The organism is Flavihumibacter fluminis (assembly GCF_021491375.1).
In the GTDB taxonomy this organism is placed as follows: domain Bacteria; phylum Bacteroidota; class Bacteroidia; order Chitinophagales; family Chitinophagaceae; genus Flavihumibacter; species Flavihumibacter fluminis.
Genome location: NZ_JAKEVY010000003.1, coordinates 327,902 through 345,769, shown reverse-complemented (window position 1 = coordinate 345,769; position 17,868 = coordinate 327,902). Strand labels below are relative to the sequence as shown.

General features: G+C 43.3%; 17 protein-coding genes. 7 read left to right on the top strand and 10 right to left on the bottom strand.

The features are described from left to right. Positions 1 to 25: 25 nt before the first annotated feature. On the bottom strand, positions 26 to 2,518 hold the full coding sequence (locus tag L0U88_RS12750; protein WP_234866450.1) for a glycoside hydrolase family 95 protein: 2,493 nt from the start codon (positions 2,516 to 2,518) through the stop codon (positions 26 to 28). A 288-nt stretch (positions 2,519 to 2,806) separates the two neighbouring features. Here L0U88_RS12750 and L0U88_RS12745 point away from each other — a divergent pair, with 288 nt between their 5' ends. Continuing rightward, positions 2,807 to 2,968 (top strand): hypothetical protein, encoded by a 162-nt coding sequence (locus tag L0U88_RS12745; protein WP_234866449.1) that lies wholly within the window; start codon positions 2,807 to 2,809, stop codon positions 2,966 to 2,968. A gap of 15 nt (positions 2,969 to 2,983) precedes the next feature. Next, positions 2,984 to 3,415: a hypothetical protein gene (locus tag L0U88_RS12740; protein ID WP_234866448.1), complete on the top strand. Its 432-nt coding sequence runs from the start codon at positions 2,984 to 2,986 to the stop codon at positions 3,413 to 3,415. Here L0U88_RS12740 and L0U88_RS12735 read toward each other — a convergent pair. The 3 genes from L0U88_RS12735 to L0U88_RS12725 form a co-directional block, all read right to left on the bottom strand. Continuing rightward, on the bottom strand, positions 3,383 to 4,393 hold the full coding sequence (locus tag L0U88_RS12735; RefSeq protein WP_234866447.1) for a metallophosphoesterase family protein: 1,011 nt from the start codon (positions 4,391 to 4,393) through the stop codon (positions 3,383 to 3,385). The two genes, L0U88_RS12740 and L0U88_RS12735, sit on opposite strands and share 33 nt — an antisense overlap. A gap of 10 nt (positions 4,394 to 4,403) precedes the next feature. Further along, positions 4,404 to 6,152 carry a DUF4091 domain-containing protein gene (locus tag L0U88_RS12730; RefSeq protein WP_234866446.1) on the bottom strand — a complete coding sequence of 583 codons (1,749 nt, stop codon included), beginning with the start codon at positions 6,150 to 6,152 and terminating at the stop codon, positions 4,404 to 4,406. A gap of 166 nt (positions 6,153 to 6,318) precedes the next feature. Beyond that, positions 6,319 to 6,636 carry a carboxypeptidase-like regulatory domain-containing protein gene (locus L0U88_RS12725; protein ID WP_234866445.1) on the bottom strand — a complete coding sequence of 106 codons (318 nt, stop codon included), beginning with the start codon at positions 6,634 to 6,636 and terminating at the stop codon, positions 6,319 to 6,321. Positions 6,637 to 7,065: 429 nt separating this feature from the next. Between L0U88_RS12725 and L0U88_RS21085 the strand changes: the two genes are divergently transcribed. From L0U88_RS21085 to L0U88_RS12710, 3 genes are all read left to right on the top strand, one after another. Then, positions 7,066 to 8,286, top strand: a complete 1,221-nt coding sequence (locus L0U88_RS21085; RefSeq protein ID WP_234866444.1) for an ATP-binding protein — start codon at positions 7,066 to 7,068, stop codon at positions 8,284 to 8,286. A gap of 55 nt (positions 8,287 to 8,341) precedes the next feature. Continuing rightward, a complete protein-coding gene (polA, locus tag L0U88_RS12715) occupies positions 8,342 to 11,173 on the top strand; it encodes a DNA polymerase I (RefSeq protein WP_234866443.1) in 2,832 nt (943 codons plus the stop codon). An 83-nt stretch (positions 11,174 to 11,256) separates the two neighbouring features. Continuing rightward, a complete protein-coding gene (locus L0U88_RS12710) occupies positions 11,257 to 11,859 on the top strand; it encodes a YdeI/OmpD-associated family protein (protein WP_234866442.1) in 603 nt (200 codons plus the stop codon). A gap of 8 nt (positions 11,860 to 11,867) precedes the next feature. Here L0U88_RS12710 and L0U88_RS12705 read toward each other — a convergent pair whose 3' ends face one another. Further along, the gene (locus L0U88_RS12705; RefSeq protein ID WP_234866441.1) at positions 11,868 to 13,388 is read right to left on the bottom strand and encodes a carbon-nitrogen hydrolase family protein; all 1,521 of its coding nucleotides are present in this window, start codon (positions 13,386 to 13,388) and stop codon (positions 11,868 to 11,870) included. 109 nt (positions 13,389 to 13,497) lie between these two features. Here L0U88_RS12705 and L0U88_RS12700 point away from each other — a divergent pair, with 109 nt between their 5' ends. Together L0U88_RS12700 and L0U88_RS12695 are read left to right on the top strand one after the other, a co-directional pair. After that, the gene (locus L0U88_RS12700; RefSeq protein WP_234866440.1) at positions 13,498 to 14,151 is read left to right on the top strand and encodes a DsbA family protein; all 654 of its coding nucleotides are present in this window, start codon (positions 13,498 to 13,500) and stop codon (positions 14,149 to 14,151) included. A 5-nt stretch (positions 14,152 to 14,156) separates the two neighbouring features. Further along, positions 14,157 to 15,083: a 1-phosphofructokinase family hexose kinase gene (locus L0U88_RS12695; RefSeq protein WP_234866439.1), complete on the top strand. Its 927-nt coding sequence runs from the start codon at positions 14,157 to 14,159 to the stop codon at positions 15,081 to 15,083. A gap of 13 nt (positions 15,084 to 15,096) precedes the next feature. On the opposite strand, the gene L0U88_RS12690 is transcribed toward L0U88_RS12695, so the two are convergent. The 5 genes from L0U88_RS12690 to L0U88_RS12670 are packed head-to-tail and all read right to left on the bottom strand — an operon-like array spanning position 15,097 to position 17,840. Then, the gene (locus L0U88_RS12690) at positions 15,097 to 16,029 is read right to left on the bottom strand and encodes a TolB family protein (protein WP_234866438.1); all 933 of its coding nucleotides are present in this window, start codon (positions 16,027 to 16,029) and stop codon (positions 15,097 to 15,099) included. Between the two features lie 23 nt (positions 16,030 to 16,052). After that, complete coding sequence (locus tag L0U88_RS12685) at positions 16,053 to 16,508, bottom strand: DUF6265 family protein (protein ID WP_234866437.1); 456 nt, start codon at positions 16,506 to 16,508, stop codon at positions 16,053 to 16,055. Between the two features lie 21 nt (positions 16,509 to 16,529). Further along, positions 16,530 to 17,030, bottom strand: coding sequence for an SRPBCC family protein (locus tag L0U88_RS12680; RefSeq protein ID WP_234866436.1), 501 nt, complete (start codon positions 17,028 to 17,030; stop codon positions 16,530 to 16,532). A 10-nt stretch (positions 17,031 to 17,040) separates the two neighbouring features. Next, on the bottom strand, positions 17,041 to 17,421 hold the full coding sequence (locus L0U88_RS12675) for a VOC family protein (RefSeq protein ID WP_234866435.1): 381 nt from the start codon (positions 17,419 to 17,421) through the stop codon (positions 17,041 to 17,043). A gap of 11 nt (positions 17,422 to 17,432) precedes the next feature. Next, on the bottom strand, positions 17,433 to 17,840 hold the full coding sequence (locus tag L0U88_RS12670; RefSeq protein ID WP_234866434.1) for a DUF1761 domain-containing protein: 408 nt from the start codon (positions 17,838 to 17,840) through the stop codon (positions 17,433 to 17,435). Positions 17,841 to 17,868 lie beyond the last annotated feature (28 nt).

Sequence of the window (17,868 nt, the reverse complement as noted above, 5' to 3'; positions counted from 1 at the left end):
ACGACATTCTCCTTCGAGCTGGTACTTATCTGACAAGGTACCGCCTGCCTTTGACAGTTTTAAATTCCACGATCCGATCCTGGTTTTGTGAAGAGGCCAGGGTTGTTCCGGATTCACTGGTGATTCGTTTTCCTTTTGGCAGCCAGATTTTACAGGTTCCTCCGATTTTGGAAAGGACTTCCGCACTTAACAGGCGACCTTTCTCCCAGGATATATCAACCTCAAATCCATTCCGGGCGCTTAGTCCTTTCACTGTACCCGTTTCCCAATCGGGATGGGTAGGAAGCGCAGGTAAAAACCGGATGGCAGTTTCCTTTCCATGACTTTGCAGCAGCATTTCAGCCATTCCTGCTGTACCCCCAAAATTTCCGTCAATCTGAAAGGGTGGATGGGCGCAAAACAGATTGGCATAGACTCCACCTCCGCTCGTCATATTGGTACCCAGGCTGGTTGCCGGACTCAATAACCCCCTCACCAATTGATTGGCATGATCACCATCTCCGAGTCGCGCCCAAAAGGCAATCTTCCAGGCCTTACTCCAGCCGGTTCCATCATCGCCCCGCTGTTCCAGTGTTTTACCGGAAGCAGCAGCCAGTTCGGGCGTTGCCCAGGGAGTGATTTCATCAAAGGGATGGAGACCATAAAGATGTGAAATATGACGATGCTTCGGCTCACCATCTTTCCAATCATCCAGCCATTCATTCAGGTCACCGGCTGCTCCAACTTTATTGGGTGCCAGTCGGGGTATCAGGGCTTCCAGTTCTTTTCTAAACCCTTCATCAGTCTTCAATATCGCTGCTGATTGAACACAGGCATTGAATAATTCACGGGTAATCTGCATATCCATGGTAGGCCCCATTACCGTATAACCTGTAAATCCATTTGGCATTATATAAGCATGTTCCGGTGAATTGGATGGAGCTGTTACCAGGTACCCGTGCCTTGGTGATTCAATTAAAATAGATTGAAGGAATTGAGCCGCTCCTTTCAAAACAGGATAGTATTCACGTAAAAAGGAGGTATCCCTGGTGAATCGAAAATGTTCCCAGATATGTTCACAAAGCCAGGCTCCGCCAGTAAGAGTAGATCCCCATGAAGCTCCTTCTCCAGGTGATGTATATAACCAGGGATTTGAAATTACATGTGCTGTCCAGCCATTGGCATTGTAATAGGCTTTTGCTGTTTTCTGACCATTCGGAACCAGTGCTTTTGTGAAACGAAACAGTGGATCTGCCAGATCCGCAAGGTTGGTTGTCTCAGCCAGCCAGTAATTCATCTGGATATTGATATTAAGATGGTAATCTCCATTCCAGGGTGTTTGGTATTCCTCTGCCCATAAACCCTGCAAATTCGCAGGAAGTGATCCAGGTCTGGAGGAGGAAATCAACAGATAACGCCCAAAATTATAATACAGCACTGGCAGGGTTGGATCTACCCGCTGAAGCCGAACACCCTGTTTTGGCTCATGTGAAGCTGCTGCATAACGTTCGAGTCGTTGTTGAGTACTTAAATGCAATACTTCCGGATTTTCCGGCATGGACCATTGGTTGCGTTGATAATAACCGGAATAAACAGCTCTGTTTTTTTCAAGTGCTGAATTATAGTTGAGATTTGTTTTCAGATAAGACAGAGCAGCTGGTAATGGATCTGTTCCTGTAATTCCAAACTTCGCATAATCATAATCAGTAGCTGCTGAGATTTTGATAATCAGTTCATCTGCATTTTCAACACTCAATACTGGGCGATTTCCCATAGTTGTTTGCCGTATTGAACCACCAATGATTTCAGGTTGCACCACTGCAGCGAATCGCAATCCCTTATCTTTTCCACTAGGCAATTGTCCTTCCATTAACAGCATACTTCCTGATACCCTGGATATAGCATTCTCTTTTCTGGTTAAATCCAGCGAAAGGTTTATCGCACCGGGTTTTGAACTATGAATTCTTACCCAGAGAATATCATTTGTAAAATCAGCCCAGCATACTTCGGTAATAGTTGCGCTATCGCGGGTATAACGGGTACGTGCAACTGCAGTTGTAAGATCAAGTTCGCGACTATAAGCAGTAACTGGTTTTGTCGTGTCTTTCCAGGTTAGTAGAAGGTCGCCCAATATCTGATAAGCGCCATACTTTTGATTGGCGCCACTTCCGGATCCGGAGCCCGGACCTTTTGCAATAAACTCTTTCATTAACAATGCCTGGGCTTCTTTATTCCTACCTGCCTTTAAGTGCTCCTGAATGGTTTTGAGGTATTGGTGTGCGTTTTCCCGGTCTGCATCCTGCGGGCCACCAGACCACATGGATATTTCATTCAGTACCAATCGCTCCCTGTTTGGGTTTCCAAATTGCATTAGTCCCATACGACCATTGCCTAGCGGAGCACTTTCTGTAAAGTTTTTCGCAGGCTGGTCAAATCGAATGTTATGGGCGGTTGAAGTAGTAGCTACCGTTTGAGTGAAGCCAGCAAAGGGTGATGCCACCAGGATAGCGAAGGCTAAGACAGGGAAAAATTTAAACATATGGAAACAATTGACCTTAAAGATATTTGTACCCTTATTATTTGATTTGGAAATTTTCGCCTTTTTCGTCCTGAATCTTCACCGATACAGAAAAATCCAAAAAGGCTTCTTAACAAATCACTAGGGATTGATGCCATTTTACAAGCCTATATTCGCAGGGAATGATTTATTACTTCTCAACGTTCAAGGACTTTAATACAAATACCCCGATTGGCGACTGCTAGTCGGGGATTTATCCTTTGACAGGATCTTTTGTGATCCGTTTTCTTTCCTTTAAAAACAAATAGAATGCAATGGGAATACCTGGCCTTTGCCGTTTTGGCAATTGGCCTGGTGGTGCTATATCACCACCTCGACGCAACTCAACTGGTTCGCAAAGCCTCGTACTGGAAGAGAAAAATCAATATGCTCAAACAGTTCGAAGAATTGAGTCTCGAACAATACGAATAACTTAAAACAATACATATGAAACAAGCTGTTAAGCCGTCAACCAACGGAAGGACCCCTTTATTGCATCCACTTCCAATTGTTCTCTTAAAAGATGATGTGGTCTTGATTGAATATTTGATGTCACATCATCCGCAATGGCCTGAAATTGAAACATTAAAGAAAAAAATTCAAGCTGCTACCGTTTTAGATGGAATCAATTTTCCCAATGGTGTTGCACGAATTCAATCTACCATCTTATTGCGCGATCAGGTGGCGAAACAGAATATTAGTTATCGGTTAAACTTACCGGAATCGGGTGCAACTGCTATACATAGTGATAATGTGTTTCGTCCAATGGGGGCTGCATTGTGGGGTATGCAATCCGGAGACGAACTCATCTGGTCAACTCCCAAAGGGAACCGTTACTATTTTATTCTATCCGTGGTGAACCCGGTTGATTCCTTTTAATTTTTTTAAGGATCGTTTCGAAATAACGGGTGCAATAGAGGAAGATGTTTCCAGGCTATACGAAGGTGTATAGCCCAACATTGCAGGGGAAGGGCCTTTCCAACGGCTCTTCCTCCCTGCAATCCTTATCTGACCTTTATCAGGATGGATAGTAAGTGTAGTGTAAAGCGCTGATTCGTAAGGACAGGTGCTGGCAATCCAGGGATATTGCAGGTGGACATCAGTATCGTAACTCTCATGTTTAAAATTACCGCCTACCCAGAAATAAGAGGCTGAATTAATATGTACATAGGGTATATCATCCACGAGATAAACTGCATCCAAATGAGTATGCCCATTTATACAGAGCAGTACTTTTTCTTTGTGCTGGTTTATTATGCCCTGAACTTCAATAGCATTATCAATTGCCATTACGCCTCCCAGTGGCTGATGTGATAGAATTATAACCGGCTGATTTGCTGCATTTAATTGTTGTTGCAGCCAGCTCGTTTGTTCTGCATTAATAAAAGACGGATATCCGCCCTGATAGGAGGGAGAGCCTTTATCATTTCCATCAAGAACCAGGAATAAGATTCCATTCAAAGTTACTGCATAATAACGGTGTGGCATACCCCACACTTTGATACATTCTTCAATGGTATGCCCATTATCAGTATCATGGTTCCCGATCACATGATATGCTTTAGAATGTGCATTTCTATAGGCTTCAATAACTCCTTTATTTTTGTCAGCCGGATAAGCAAAATCGCCTAGCTGAAATAACGCATCCGGTTTCTCTTTTTTCATAGAGTGCAGAAAAGAATACAGCCGTTGTGCTCCATCATGCATGATATCCTGGTGTAAATCAGCAATCAGGCCAATGCTTGTTGTAGTTCCCAGGCTTTTTACAGCAGCCATTGCAGCTGTTGGTATCGAAAGAGCAAAACCAGCCAGCATACTGTTCTCCAGGAAGCTCCTGCGTGAATATATCTTTGCCATATTATTTTGTTTATTGCAATTCCAATAATCGCATTTTACTTTCTCCGATAAGGGATTGTGCAGATTGCTTTTCCAGCTTCGCTATTTCAATTTTGTTAAGCAACTGTTTAAGCTGAATAAGTTTTTCCTGCTGGTTAGACTTCGACCATTCCTCCTTTAGTATCCTGATTTTTTCAAAATCCTGAATGCCTTCAACCAGTTTTTCAAATCGGATACTGCTTGAAGGCCCCGGATAAATCTGGTAAGTATCACCAGCGGGCCAGGCGGTATATCGACTGTCGAGAAAAGGATCTCTGGTCCAGCTATTATAAGCCCATCGTAAATATCCAGTGAAGCCCTTAGCCTGTGCAAACCATCCCAGGAATACATGTTCGGCCGGGGGCGAGAAAGTAAAACCATTCGGAAATGCTTCGGTGCAACAGGTATAAAAAGTAGATGGCCGTTTTTCATCTATTCTGCGATGCAAAATTGTACTGTCCAGGCTCCATCTTGAAGCAACACAATAATCGAAAATTTCCCTTTCGATTTCCGGATGATAATCCCCAGCCAACGCAATTTTCCATGAAGCATCAATCGATTTTAAAAGAGCAATGGCTGTTTTCATAGCAGGCATAGGGCGTTCATCCATGGCAATGGAAGTAATGTCAAACCAGTTTTTTTGCTTCAGATGATTGGTAAAAGCTTCCAGCATAGGTTTCCAGGTTGCAACGTAAGCAGGGGTGTTTATTTCAGTTGCAATACTGGTATCCCGCTGCGTTGACTCATCATAATAACGAACCATCATTTTCCAGGGAATCATGGAATAACAATTAATCCGTTTGTTTATACCGCAGTTCATTACAAATTCTACATATTCATCAAATCTGGAAAAATCATAAGACCAGCCCCCGTCGGTTTTTTTTATCCATCTGATCAATGAAGGAAAATCATCAAAAGTCTGATGCCCCCATGGCTCGTGTACAATGGATGTTGTGATATTTTTTTGTCCGGCTGCTGCCAGTTGTTCATAATAAGGCCGCATCTTTTCATAGTGCGCTGAAGACCACAAAGGAACATTGTGAACACGGGCAATGGCTGCCGGATGTTGCCAAAGATCAAGATCAAAGGTCCAGTCAGATGGTGGTGGTAAGGTCCTCGTATTGACAGTCAATTCAAGATCCAGTTTTACATTATTGCTGGTATTTACAGCAGCCTGGTAAATACCAGGTTGTGCATCTTGTGGTACTTGAATGCTAATCCAGAAATAGGCCAGACTGTCTGCTGATAGAACAGGTTCAGTAATCGGAATAAGGGGATCAGTTACAGTTGAAGTATAAAAAGCTGAAGAGTCCGGACGGTATCCGCATCCGCTACGATATTCATCTGTTAATACAAACGTTATCTGTCGAACTGATATATTGGATGCAGTAATCTCATCCCCATTTTCATTCACTAATGGAGAAACTTCCAGTGAAAATCTATTCTTTTCCTTTCCGACCTTTGATTTCATTACTACCTGTACATGCACACGTTCCCCTTTCCATGCATTTAACCGATATGTTGGTTTCAGCAGTTTTTCTGAAAACAAAGTCGAAGCAAGTATAACCTGACCATTCTTCAGAATTGGGTTGTTTGTGGAATCCCAGGGACCTGGAACTGACTCTACCAGCCGGATATCAGAAGAAAAAAATCCAGCCTCACCGCGTGGTGAGCAGCCTGCCAGAAACAGTAGGAATAAACTGCTGATAGTTAGTGATCGCAAGGAGATTAGGAGGTTCATAAAAATTCCCATTAGTTGAGAAAAGAAAGATACCCTCAATAATTGTAAAACCCCTTGTTTCCAGACCAATTGACGCAAACGTTTGTCATAAAAAAAACCGGCTCGCCATAGCGAAACCGGTTATACTCAAGGTAGCACATCCGTACTCAATGAGCACGAATTTGGCTTATTGATTCAGCTTGATTTCGCCGACATCAACAGTAGCACCTTCCGCAACTTCAACACCATCCTTGGCCGTATTCTTATAAGGGGCAACAGCCTCAATTACAATCTGATAAGTACCTGCTTTGAGGTTTTTAAGCTCAAAAGTTCCGTTTGCAACAGGTGCTTTTACTGTGTCAGATGTGGATAAAGCCCAAGCCTGGGTAGCGCCTTCGGCAGGACTTACGGTACCTTTCACAGTTGCTGTATTGACATCTTTAAAAGAAAACAGGCTTACTGTTGCGATTCCCAGTGCCATTGCGGTCATTTGTAACTTTTTCATACTACTGATTTTTAAATTGGATAAATGAATTGTTTGATAACAGATAAGTAAATCCAATCATTGTGCCAGAATTATCCCATTAAAATGTTAATGCCTACTATAAGTCTCCCGAAATACTTTACAGATCTGCATTTCAGCTGCGTGGAATGATTATTGATAAACAGAATTAAAGAATTGAAATTATTATTTCAAAAGATTATTTATTGCGTAGAAAAAATTATTTCGATTGGGTTCTAATGTAATTTTTTTCCACAGTTTTTGATGCTGTCGAAACGATCTGATTCAGACCTTAAATAGAAGGTTTTTTTGTCTAAATCACGGTTTATGATTAGCCCTAAATAGAAATTAAAAAGGAAATTATTACAGAATTTAATTTGAGGTATATTAATATAATATATTAAATTTACTCAATTAAATTTCTCCTAAACCGTGGGTAAGGCAACTTTAAACCTGGCAGTTAGCCGGATTTTCAGACAAAATCAAATTTTAGTCCTGCATGGACCCGTTTTAGTTGGTAAAAGAGTTTTGGCGGAGCAAATCGCAAAACAGTTGCGCAAGAAGATTTTGATCCTGGATTTATCAAAATCAATGGATCGGCGCAGAATCATTCATCCGGATTTATTTTTTTCTGCTCACAGCAAAGAATTGATTTTTATTGAAGCCATTGATTGTATGCCGTCAATTTTGGTGGATATAAAAAAATTTACATCCAGATTCAAAAATCAACCAAAATTCATTTTATCAACAGATTTTAGATTTCAGACGGTTTTCAGATTTTTCCAGGTTCCAAAAAAATTTATTCTCCAGGAGGTTTTTCCTGGCTCACTACTTTCGCTTAAGTTCAACAAATCAGAAGTTATTTGGCAGCATTGGCTGAAAGGTGGTTTTCCAGGTTTTTTGTCTGCCCCTTCTAATCGGGTGATGGGAAATCGTGCAGAACGGATTCTTGACCAAATTGTTTCCGCTGATTCGGTTCCTTTAGTCGGACATCAGCTTGATAGAAACAAAATAAGAAGATGTCTTGAACTGATTGCTCAACTGAACGGAAGTATTTTAAATTTTCAGGTGCTTGCCAGAGCAATGGGTATATCAGGTCCAACGGTGCTGAGGTATATACAATTTCTGGAAGCCTCATTTTTTATTCGGTTGCTTCCAGCATTACCAGGAGAAAACAAAAAGCGTTTGGCAAAAGCACCTAAGATTTATATCCGGGATGCAGGAATCCTGCACCATTTATTGGGTATCCAATCATTACGTGCATTGAGTAAGTCCACCTGTCAGGCCGGCTCCTGGGAAGGATATGTTATCGAGGAAATTGCCAAAATCCTTCCAGATAAATACCAGATGTATTACTACCGCACCCAACATGCCGCTGAAATTCAACTTGTTATAACTAAAAAAGAAAAATTTTCAGCTGGCAGCGAAAAGCCAGCTATTGCTGTTTTGATTCAAACGGGCAGTATTCCCGTGATTAACAGGGCACTAAAAAATTGTTTGTCGGATCTGCCCACAAGAAAAAACTACATAGTACAGGTAAATCACAACGAAGAGCGTGGATCTACAGATTTGCCTTCCGATAGTCTTGCCACCATTAATTGTTCCCTGATATCCCTGGCCGATCTCCTGCAAAAACTTTCCCTCTTACGCTGAGTGGCAATGTTTTCCCTTGCGGCGCTGCTCTTTTTCATAACCCTATCTTTGTTATATGGACAAAAGACTTTTTCTGCTCGATGCGATGGCCCTTATTTTCAGAGCCTATTATGCACTCATCCGCAGTCCGCGTATCACCAGCCAGGGTAAAAACACCAATGCTCAATTCGGTTTTACCAATGCTTTACTGGAACTTATAAATAACCGGCACCCCACTCATTTGGCGGTATGTTTTGATACCCAGGCCCCTACTGAACGTCATACTGATTTCACCGACTATAAGGCCAATCGCCAGGAAGCTCCTGAGGACCTGCTTCTTGCCATTCCTGATATCAAGCGAATTATTCGAGGTTTTAATATCCCCGTTGTAGAGCTTGATGGTTATGAAGCAGATGATGTGGTAGGCACACTATCCAAACAGGCGGCTGCTGCTGGCTATGAAGTATTCATGGTAACACCCGATAAAGATTATGGTCAGTTGGTTTCTGAAAAAATCAAAATATACAAACCAGGCTACCAGGGTGGAGATATTGAGATTTTAGGTCCTGAAGAAGTATGTTCAAAATGGAATATCCGTTCCGTTGACCAGGTAATTGACATGCTTGGATTGATGGGTGACGCAGTTGATAATATACCAGGTATTGCAGGTGTTGGTGAAAAAACCGCTTCCAAGCTGTTAAATGAATATGGTACACTTGAAAACATTCTGGCCAACGCAGATTCAATAAAAGGTGCTTTGGGTGAAAAAGTGCGGAACGGAAAAGAATCCGCCATCCTTTCGAAAAAACTGGCAACCATTATCACCAATGTCCCGGTTGAATTTCATGAAGAAGACTTCCGGTTGAAAGACTGGAACCGGGAAGCGCTGAAAGAAATCTTCACTGAATTGGAATTTAAAACAGTTGCCAAACGCATTCTTGGTGAAGATATACAAGTTGTTACACAGGCAAACCAATCTGTTCAAACTGATTTATTTGGCAATGCATTTGCTACGCCAAATAATGGCGCAGGTAAGATAAATTCTGAAAAATCAGATGATTCTGACAGCAATTCCAGCCATTTTGTTGAAAAAAACATCCAAAATACCCCTCATCAATATGAACTGGTGGAAGGTTCCGATGCTATTGAGGCCTTGATTAAATTATTATCCGCAGAACCAGAAATCTGCTTTGATACCGAAACAACCAGCCTGGACGCAAACGACGCCGAACTGGTAGGCCTCTCATTTTCAGTTAAGCCTCATACCGGTTATTACGTTCCCTGTCCGTCTGACCAGGTCAAAACAAAAAGTATTCTGAACCAGTTCAATCCTCTTTTCAGGGATCTGGCCAAAACATGGGTGGGCCAAAACATCAAATACGATTTACTTATCCTGAAATGGTATGGTTACGAACTCAGCGGTAAGCTATTTGACACCATGCTGGCGCACTATGTCATCGAACCGGAAGGAAAGCGTGGTATGGACCTGCTAAGTGCCAAATACCTGGGTTATGAAACGGTTCCTATTGAAGAGCTGATCGGTAAAAAAGGCAAGAACCAGGGAAATATGAGGGATGTTGAGCTGGAGAAAATCAAGGAATATGCAGCCGAGGATGCAGATATCACCCTGCAGTTAAAACAGAAATTCGTTCCCCTACTGGAATCCCTCGAAGTGAAATCGGTATTCGAAAAAGTGGAAAACCCCCTCGTTAAGGTTTTGACTGATATGGAATATGAAGGGATTAAAGTAGATACAGAGTTTTTAAACGACTACTCAAAAGAGCTGGAAAGAGAAGCAAAAGCAGCTGAGGAAAGAGTTTACGCAGCGGCAGGTGTCCGCTTTAACCTGGCTTCCCCCAAACAATTAGGGGAAGTGCTGTTTGAAAAACTGAAACTGGACCCCAAAGCCAAAAAAACAAAAACCGGACAATATGCTACCGGCGAAGATGTGCTGGCCAAACTCGCGATGCAAAACCCCATTGTGGATGATATCCTGGCCTTTCGCGAGTTAACCAAACTCAAATCAACCTATGTGGATGCCCTTCCACTGATGATCAACCGTAAAACAGGCAGGGTTCACACCTCCTATGCACAGGCAGTGGCTGTTACTGGACGATTGTCCAGCAACAATCCAAACCTGCAGAATATTCCCATCCGGACAGAAAGAGGTAAGGAAATCAGAAAGGCATTCATCCCCAGAAACAACGAGCATATCTTGCTTTCAGCCGATTATTCCCAAATCGAATTACGTATTGTTGCAGCCATCAGCGGTGACCCGAATATGTGTGAAGCCTTCCGCCAGGGAAAAGATATTCATACTGCAACGGCTGCCAAGGTTTACGGTATCGATGAGGCGGATGTTACAAAAGACATGCGCCGTAAAGCGAAGAGTGTCAATTTCGGTATAATTTATGGCCAAGGCGCATTCGGCCTGGCGGATAACCTTGGAATCTCCAGAACAGAAGCAAAAGAAATAATAGATAACTATAAAAAGGAGTTCAGTGGTATCACCCGATACATGGACGAAACAGTCAATTTCGCCAAAGAACATGGCTATGTTCAAACCCTGATGGGACGAAAACGCTGGTTGCGTGATATCAATTCATCTAATTTTACCGTCCGCGGATTTGCAGAACGCAACGCCATCAACTCCCCCATCCAGGGATCTGCTGCTGATATGATCAAACTTGCCATGACATCTCTGCATGCTGCCATAAAAAAAGCCGGACTCAAAAGCAAAATGATCCTGCAGGTGCACGATGAATTGGTTTTTGATGCACGAAAGGATGAAGTGGATCAGCTAAAACCCCTGATCCTGGAGTGTATGCAATCAGCCCTGCCGCTCCCAAATGAGGTTCCGGTAATCGCTGAAGTTGGCCAGGGAACCAACTGGCTCGAAGCACATTAATTGCTTAGACTGGGTCAGACAGTCTCCCGTTGGTTGGCGCCAACAGGATGCCTGGAATCGGGAGAATTTGCGTAAATTAGGATATGCCGCAGTTGGACTCCCGCATTGATGAATACATTGCAAAGGCACAGCCTTTTGCTCAGCCTATCCTGCTGCATTTAAGGGAGCAAATTCACAGGACTTGCCCGGATGTCAAAGAAACCATTAAATGGGGCATGCCACATTTTGAATACAAAAACGAAGTTCTTTGCAGTTTCGCAGGTTTTAAGAACCATTGCGCATTCACCTTCTGGAAGGCAGCCCTGATGAAGGATACCGCTTTGTTGCAAAATGCCAGGGAAGAAACGTCTATGGGACATCTCGGACCTATCAAATCGATCGACGATCTTCCTGTTCGCTTCACCACGCTACTTCAGGAGGCCATGCTGCTCAACGAACAGGGAATTAAACTTCCCCGCAAAACAACATCTGCCCAAAAGGAATGTATGCTTCCTCCGGAATTCGAACAGGCACTCCGGAAAAACCACCGCGCCTGGGAGGTCTTTGATAAATTCAGCTACAGTCACCGGAAAGAATACATTGAATGGATCACGGAAGCAAAAACCGATGCCACCCGACAAAAACGAATCAACCAGGCAGTAGAATGGATCGCAGATGGCAAAAACCGCAACTGGAAATACAAGTAATGTGTAAACTACTTGAGTAATTTCAGCTCGTAGAGATCGTGGCGACGGTCCTTCAGGGTAGTCACACTTCCATATTCATGCAATTCTGATAACAAGGTCAGGTCTACATCCGAAACAATGATCATCTCTGTATTGGGAGTAGCTTCCGCTTTAATTCCATTCACCGGAAATGCAAAATCAGAAGGGGTCAATACAGCTGATTGGGCAAACTGCAAATCCATATTATGCACTTTAGGCAGATTACCCACTGTTCCGGCAATGGCTACAAAACATTCATTTTCGATTGCCCGCGCCGCCGCACAATAACGTACCCGGTTATACGCATTTTGAGTATCCGTTAAAAAAGGAACAAATAAAATCTGCATACCCTGATCAGCTAACAGTCTTGATAACTCCGGAAACTCTACATCATAACAGATCAACACACCAACCTTACCAGCATCCGTCTCAATTACCTGAATCTTATCTCCGCCTTTTATGGCCCATTCATATTCTTCCGAAGGTGTTGGATGGATTTTATCATAAAAGTCAATACGGCCATTCCGATGCAGGAAATAAGATGTATTGTATAGTTCTCCATCCCGGATGGAAGGCATGGAACCACCAATGATATTCACATTATAAGAAATGGCCAGTTTGGAAAGCGCATCTACGATATCAGGCGTTAATGCAGCCAGTTCGCGAATCGCCGCATGCCCCGGCAGATGGTTAAACTGCTCCATCAGGGGAGCATTGAACAGTTCGGGTAACAGGCAGAAATCAGAATTGTAATCACTCACGGCATCCACAAAATATTCAACCTGATCCATCATATCCTTTAATGTCCCATATTGCCGCATTTGCCATTGCACCAATCCAATACGGACAAAATCCTTACGCAGGTTCAGTGCATTTCGGTTTGGTTCATAATATACATTGTACCATACTAACAGGGTTGCATAACCGCGGGATTCCCTGTCCTCGGGCAGGTAATGCTGCATCACTTTTTTAATCTGGAAATCATTAGCCAACTGAAAACTTAGCGTGCTATCGTGCAATTCCCGGCGCTTGACTTTTTCCAGGTATTCGCGAGGCGTCATTTCTTCCGCAACCTTGCCATATCCCGGAATTCTGCCACCCGCAACAATGGCTCGCAGGTTCAGGTTTTCACACAACACTTTACGTGCTTCATATAAACGCCGCGCCAGTCGCAAGCCACGAAACTCAGGATGGATAAACATCTCGATTCCATAAAGAACATCCCCTTGCGGATCATGTGTGTCAAACGTGTAATTACCCGTAACCTGGCGGTAGGAATGTGTGTCCCCAAACCGGTTGAAATTAACAATCAGGGTTAGGGCACATCCCACCACACGACCATCCAATGTTACACAGATCTGACCTTCCGGAAATTTCTTAATAAGCTTGGACAGGGATTCCTCCCCCCAGTATTGTCCGCCCATGCTGGCATAGGCCTCAATCATGGATTCTTTCAATTCCTGGTAATCCGCCATTGTTAAATTCCTTACTTCAATTGTTGCATTTTCCATAAAATCGGCTTTAGTGTAAGTTAAACAATAACCCAGGTACAATCAGTTCGGTTGTTAAGATCTCATTAATAGTCAGTGAAAGTCCCGCTGAAAGCAGGTAATTTGCAGCATGACCCCTGTACTTTATTATTGCTATGATGCTTATTGCGGATGGTGCTACGGTTTTAGTCCGGTTATCAAAAAAATTCATGAACTCTATTCCGACCGGGTTGGATTCGAAGTATTGTCCGGTGGTATGATCCTGCCTGATCAGCCCAGGCATATTGGCGTTATGGCCGGATATATTGCCGATGCTTACAAGTCAGTGGAAGAATTAACCGGCATCCGGTTTGGACAGGACTATCTCTGGCATATTTTTAACCCAGACTTGAGTGATTGGTATCCGAATTCGGAAAAGCCGGCCATTGCGCTGTGCATTTTCAAGGAACTCTATCCGGATCAACAGGTTGAATTCGCTTCCGATTTACAGTATGCATTGCATTTTGAAGGTAGGGATCTTTGTGATAATGAGGCCTACCGCCATCTTTTGGAGAAATATAACATTGACGCGGATGATTTCTACCAAAAGCTGGGTTCCGAAGAATACAAGGAGAAAGCCTATTATGAGTTTCAGCTTTGTAAACAGTTACAGGTTACCGGGTATCCCTGTGTACTGATGCAGGTCAGCGAAAGCAAATTCTTTATGCTGGCCCGCGGGTATACCGATGAAGCAAGTTTTATTCAACGAATCGAAGCCGTATTGGCTGACCTGAATAAAAATTAAGTGCCATGATCCTTACTGTAACCCCCAATCCGGCAGTTGACAAAAGCACGCGAACAACCCAGTTGATTCCTGAAAAAAAACTCAGGTGCAGTGATATGGTGGTGGAAGCAGGAGGCGGAGGGATCAATGTAAGCAAAGGCCTCCAGCGATTAGGAGCGCCTAATATGGCATTGATTACCAGTGGTGGTTTCAATGGAAAGCAGCTAGAAGCCTGCCTTCAGGAAGAAAGGATTTCTTACCATACCATACAGATACCAGGAGAAACCCGGGAGAATATCGTGGTACTAGAAGAGCAAAGTAATAACCAGTTTCGATTTGTATTACCGGGACCAACACTTCAGGCGGAAATCGAAGAAGACATCCTGAATGCAATAAAAAACCTGCCGGTTGCACCGGAAATTATTGTAGGAAGCGGCAGTCTGCCTCCCGGATTCAATGATAATTTCTACGCGCGACTGGTAACACTTGCCAATCAACTGGGAGCCAAACCTATAATCGATTGTTCCGGCAAACCTCTGGAACTTGCGGTGGCCGCTGGTGTTTACCTGGTAAAGCCCAACCTGAATGAATTGAGTCAATTGTCCGGAGTTCCGGCATTGGAAACCGACCAGGTGGTGGATGCAGCCCAAAGCCTGCTGAAAAGCGGATCCTGCAGGATGGTAGCAGTTTCATTGGGTGCGCAGGGTGCGATATTGGTGAACAAAGAACAGGTGATTCGTGTACCGGCTCCCACAGTAAAAAAACAGAGCACAGTTGGCGCCGGTGATTCCATGGTTGCCGGAATGTGTTACCAAATCTGGAAAAATGCTGAAGCCGCTGATATCATTCGTTATGGAGTGGCATGCGGAACAGCTGCCACCATGAATCCGGGAACTCAATTGTTTCAACCTGCAGAGGTGGAACGACTGTTTGATTGGCTTTGTAAACAGTAGCGTCAGCCCTGTATCAGGGTTTTCGTATTTCAACAATAACAGGAGAAAGGTTGGTTTTCCAGTCTTTGATTCCTGTGAGAGTTTTGAAAGTCGTTTCGTTAACCGGTTTAATTCCAATGTCATATCTCCGGTTACTACTATCCGTTATATCTGCTACAAGCCAGTTACCGTCGGTAGTCCAGTCATGCCAACCTGCATTCTGTCCGCCATTAGTTAGTTGCCATTGTTTTTTTCCATCGGGTGTAATAGCATATAGCTGATACTGACCTTTGCGGAATGATTGATAACTGATAAACTGTTCTTTTGCGTTCCAACGGGGCGCTCCGGCATGATAACTATACCACTTAGCTGTTGTATCCGAAGAGGGATATCTTGTCAACTGTTGACGGTTTGTTCCGTCCCGTTGCATGATCCAGATTTCTATGATTTCCTGCTGGTTCCTGCGATGCTGACGAAATCTGTATGCGATACGGCGTCCGTTTTCAATAAAAACCGGATCGTTAAAATAGGACGCGGTATCATTTGTCAACCATCTAAAGGAACCGGATATAAGGTCAATAGTTGCCAGTTGGAAACGAATAGCAGTGCCCTTTTTGGCACTAACAAGCATGGTATTTCCGAAATTATCCATCCAGGAATCTTCCAATTGCAGGTCACTTATTTTCTTCAATCCAGATCCATCCGGATTCATTTTGTATAGGAAAAAACACCGGCTACAGGTATCCCTGTCGCTGATAAAATAAATCGTTTGTCCATCTGCGTGGTAAGTCCAGTCAACTGCCTTCCGGTTGCTAAGGTTCTTTTTATTGCCACCATCAGCATCCATTATATAAATCTCATAATCTTTTTGAACTGTATCATATACATTGTAAGCGATGCTGAAATCCTGGGACGCAGCTGAAATCCAGGACAAGGAGCAAAGAAACAATAACACTAAAATTTTCATATGAACCTGTTTTGGCTTATGTCTTATTTCACTCTTTTAAAATGAAAGTCGACACGGGTGGATGCCTTGCTATCTCCTGCATCAATCCATGCATGTAACGAGTCCAATCCTTTAAAACTATAGACAATTCTTCGTGGATAATCATGTTTGGGATTTTCAAAAACGTAGGATCCGTTTTGATAACCAGTCAACCGAAAACTGACACGCTCCTGCTCCGGTTGATTAAATGTTTTTGCCTGATAAAAAACCTGTTGTTGTTTTTTAATGAGAAGTATTTCTTCAGAAACCATGGTATCCCCTTCTTTTACTTTATACATCCGTCCGACCATGGAAAACGAATCCCGGATTTTCCATTCCTCGAATTCCGGTACCGATGTGCCGGTTCTTTGCCAACAACCTTCCAGTTGTTTTAATTGATCAAAAGGATCGGCATCCAGTTTGAAAAAGAAAGTAAGTAGCAGTATAGAATGCAAATTCATACAAGTATATCTGTCTATCAATTAAGAATTCAGCATGTCCTGAAGATTGATGTCCCGGTTCCTTAAATCAATGCCGCCTTCAAACAGGCTTTTCAAATTGGTCAGGTAAAAGGTCCAGCCAGTCTTACATCCAACATGATATTGAAATTGCGAATGTTCATCTGTTGGTATTTCTGCCTGCTCGATTTCAACTATCTGCTCATCTCCCGCCATTAAAATGCGAACAGTACAAATGCCGGCTTTCCCAAACCGGAAAACAATTCGATCCTGACCATTGGCTTCCAGGATTTCACCTTTTTCAAACACCTCGTCAGTATATCCATGCCAAAAAAAGGTATAGGTACATCCCGCACGGATGGTTTCCTCCTCATCCAGGATATATCCTTTGGCATCCACAAACTCACAACTGCGAAGAAACCAGTATTCCATTCCCGCTTTGGTTGTCCAGGCATCATACAAATCACTTCTCCGTGCACGTATATTTATCCGTACGGTGAATTTGCTCCAGTCACGGTTTGACATAGTAAAAATTTTATCCAGCCGGAACCGAATGAAAGGCCACCCGATTGCCTTCGGTGTCATGAATAACAGCCATAAAGCCAATTTCCGGACTTATTTCGGTTTTTGGGACAATGATTTTTCCGCCTGCAGCTTCCACCCTGTCCAGTACATGCTGTACATCCGGGTTGGCATTCAGATAAACCAGAGTTCCGTTGGCCTGAGGTTCATAAAAATCCGGGGCATAGGTGAGTGCTCCGCTTATAAAAGTATGATCCGGAACCGGGAACATCCTCATTTGAATACCCGGCATGTCCATAGGAATCAGTTCCAGTCCGAGTATGGTTTCGTAAAATTTTTGAGCACGGGCAAGATCTATTGTAGGGATCTCGAACCAGCTGATTGAATGTGTCATATGTTTGGGTTTTATCGCCAGAGGCCAATTATGGCTCCCATAAGCGTAAGGGAAACAATGGAATATCCACCATTGATCAGGATATATCGCCAGGATTTCAATTCGAATAAGCTATGAATCGCAATCGCACAGAAGGTCCAGATCCCGGCTAAAAATCCGGCAGTTGCGCCCCATGTCAGATCTGTTTTTATTTCGGCGCTGTCTATCAGGAACATCCCCAGATTGGCAGCCATAATCAGGGAAAAGAGGGCGGTGAATCCAAAGATTTTTCCTTTGTTTCCTGCGCGGATCTGTTCTTCGGTTAAGGCAGATTCTTTCATCCAGGCATTGCCAAATAATCCGGGCGAATACCATATCCCGCCTATTACAAAGGCAGAGAGACCGGCTACCAGAACGGCCAGCCAATTGATGTTGCTCATGTCCATATTAGCTGTTTTGATTCCTAAA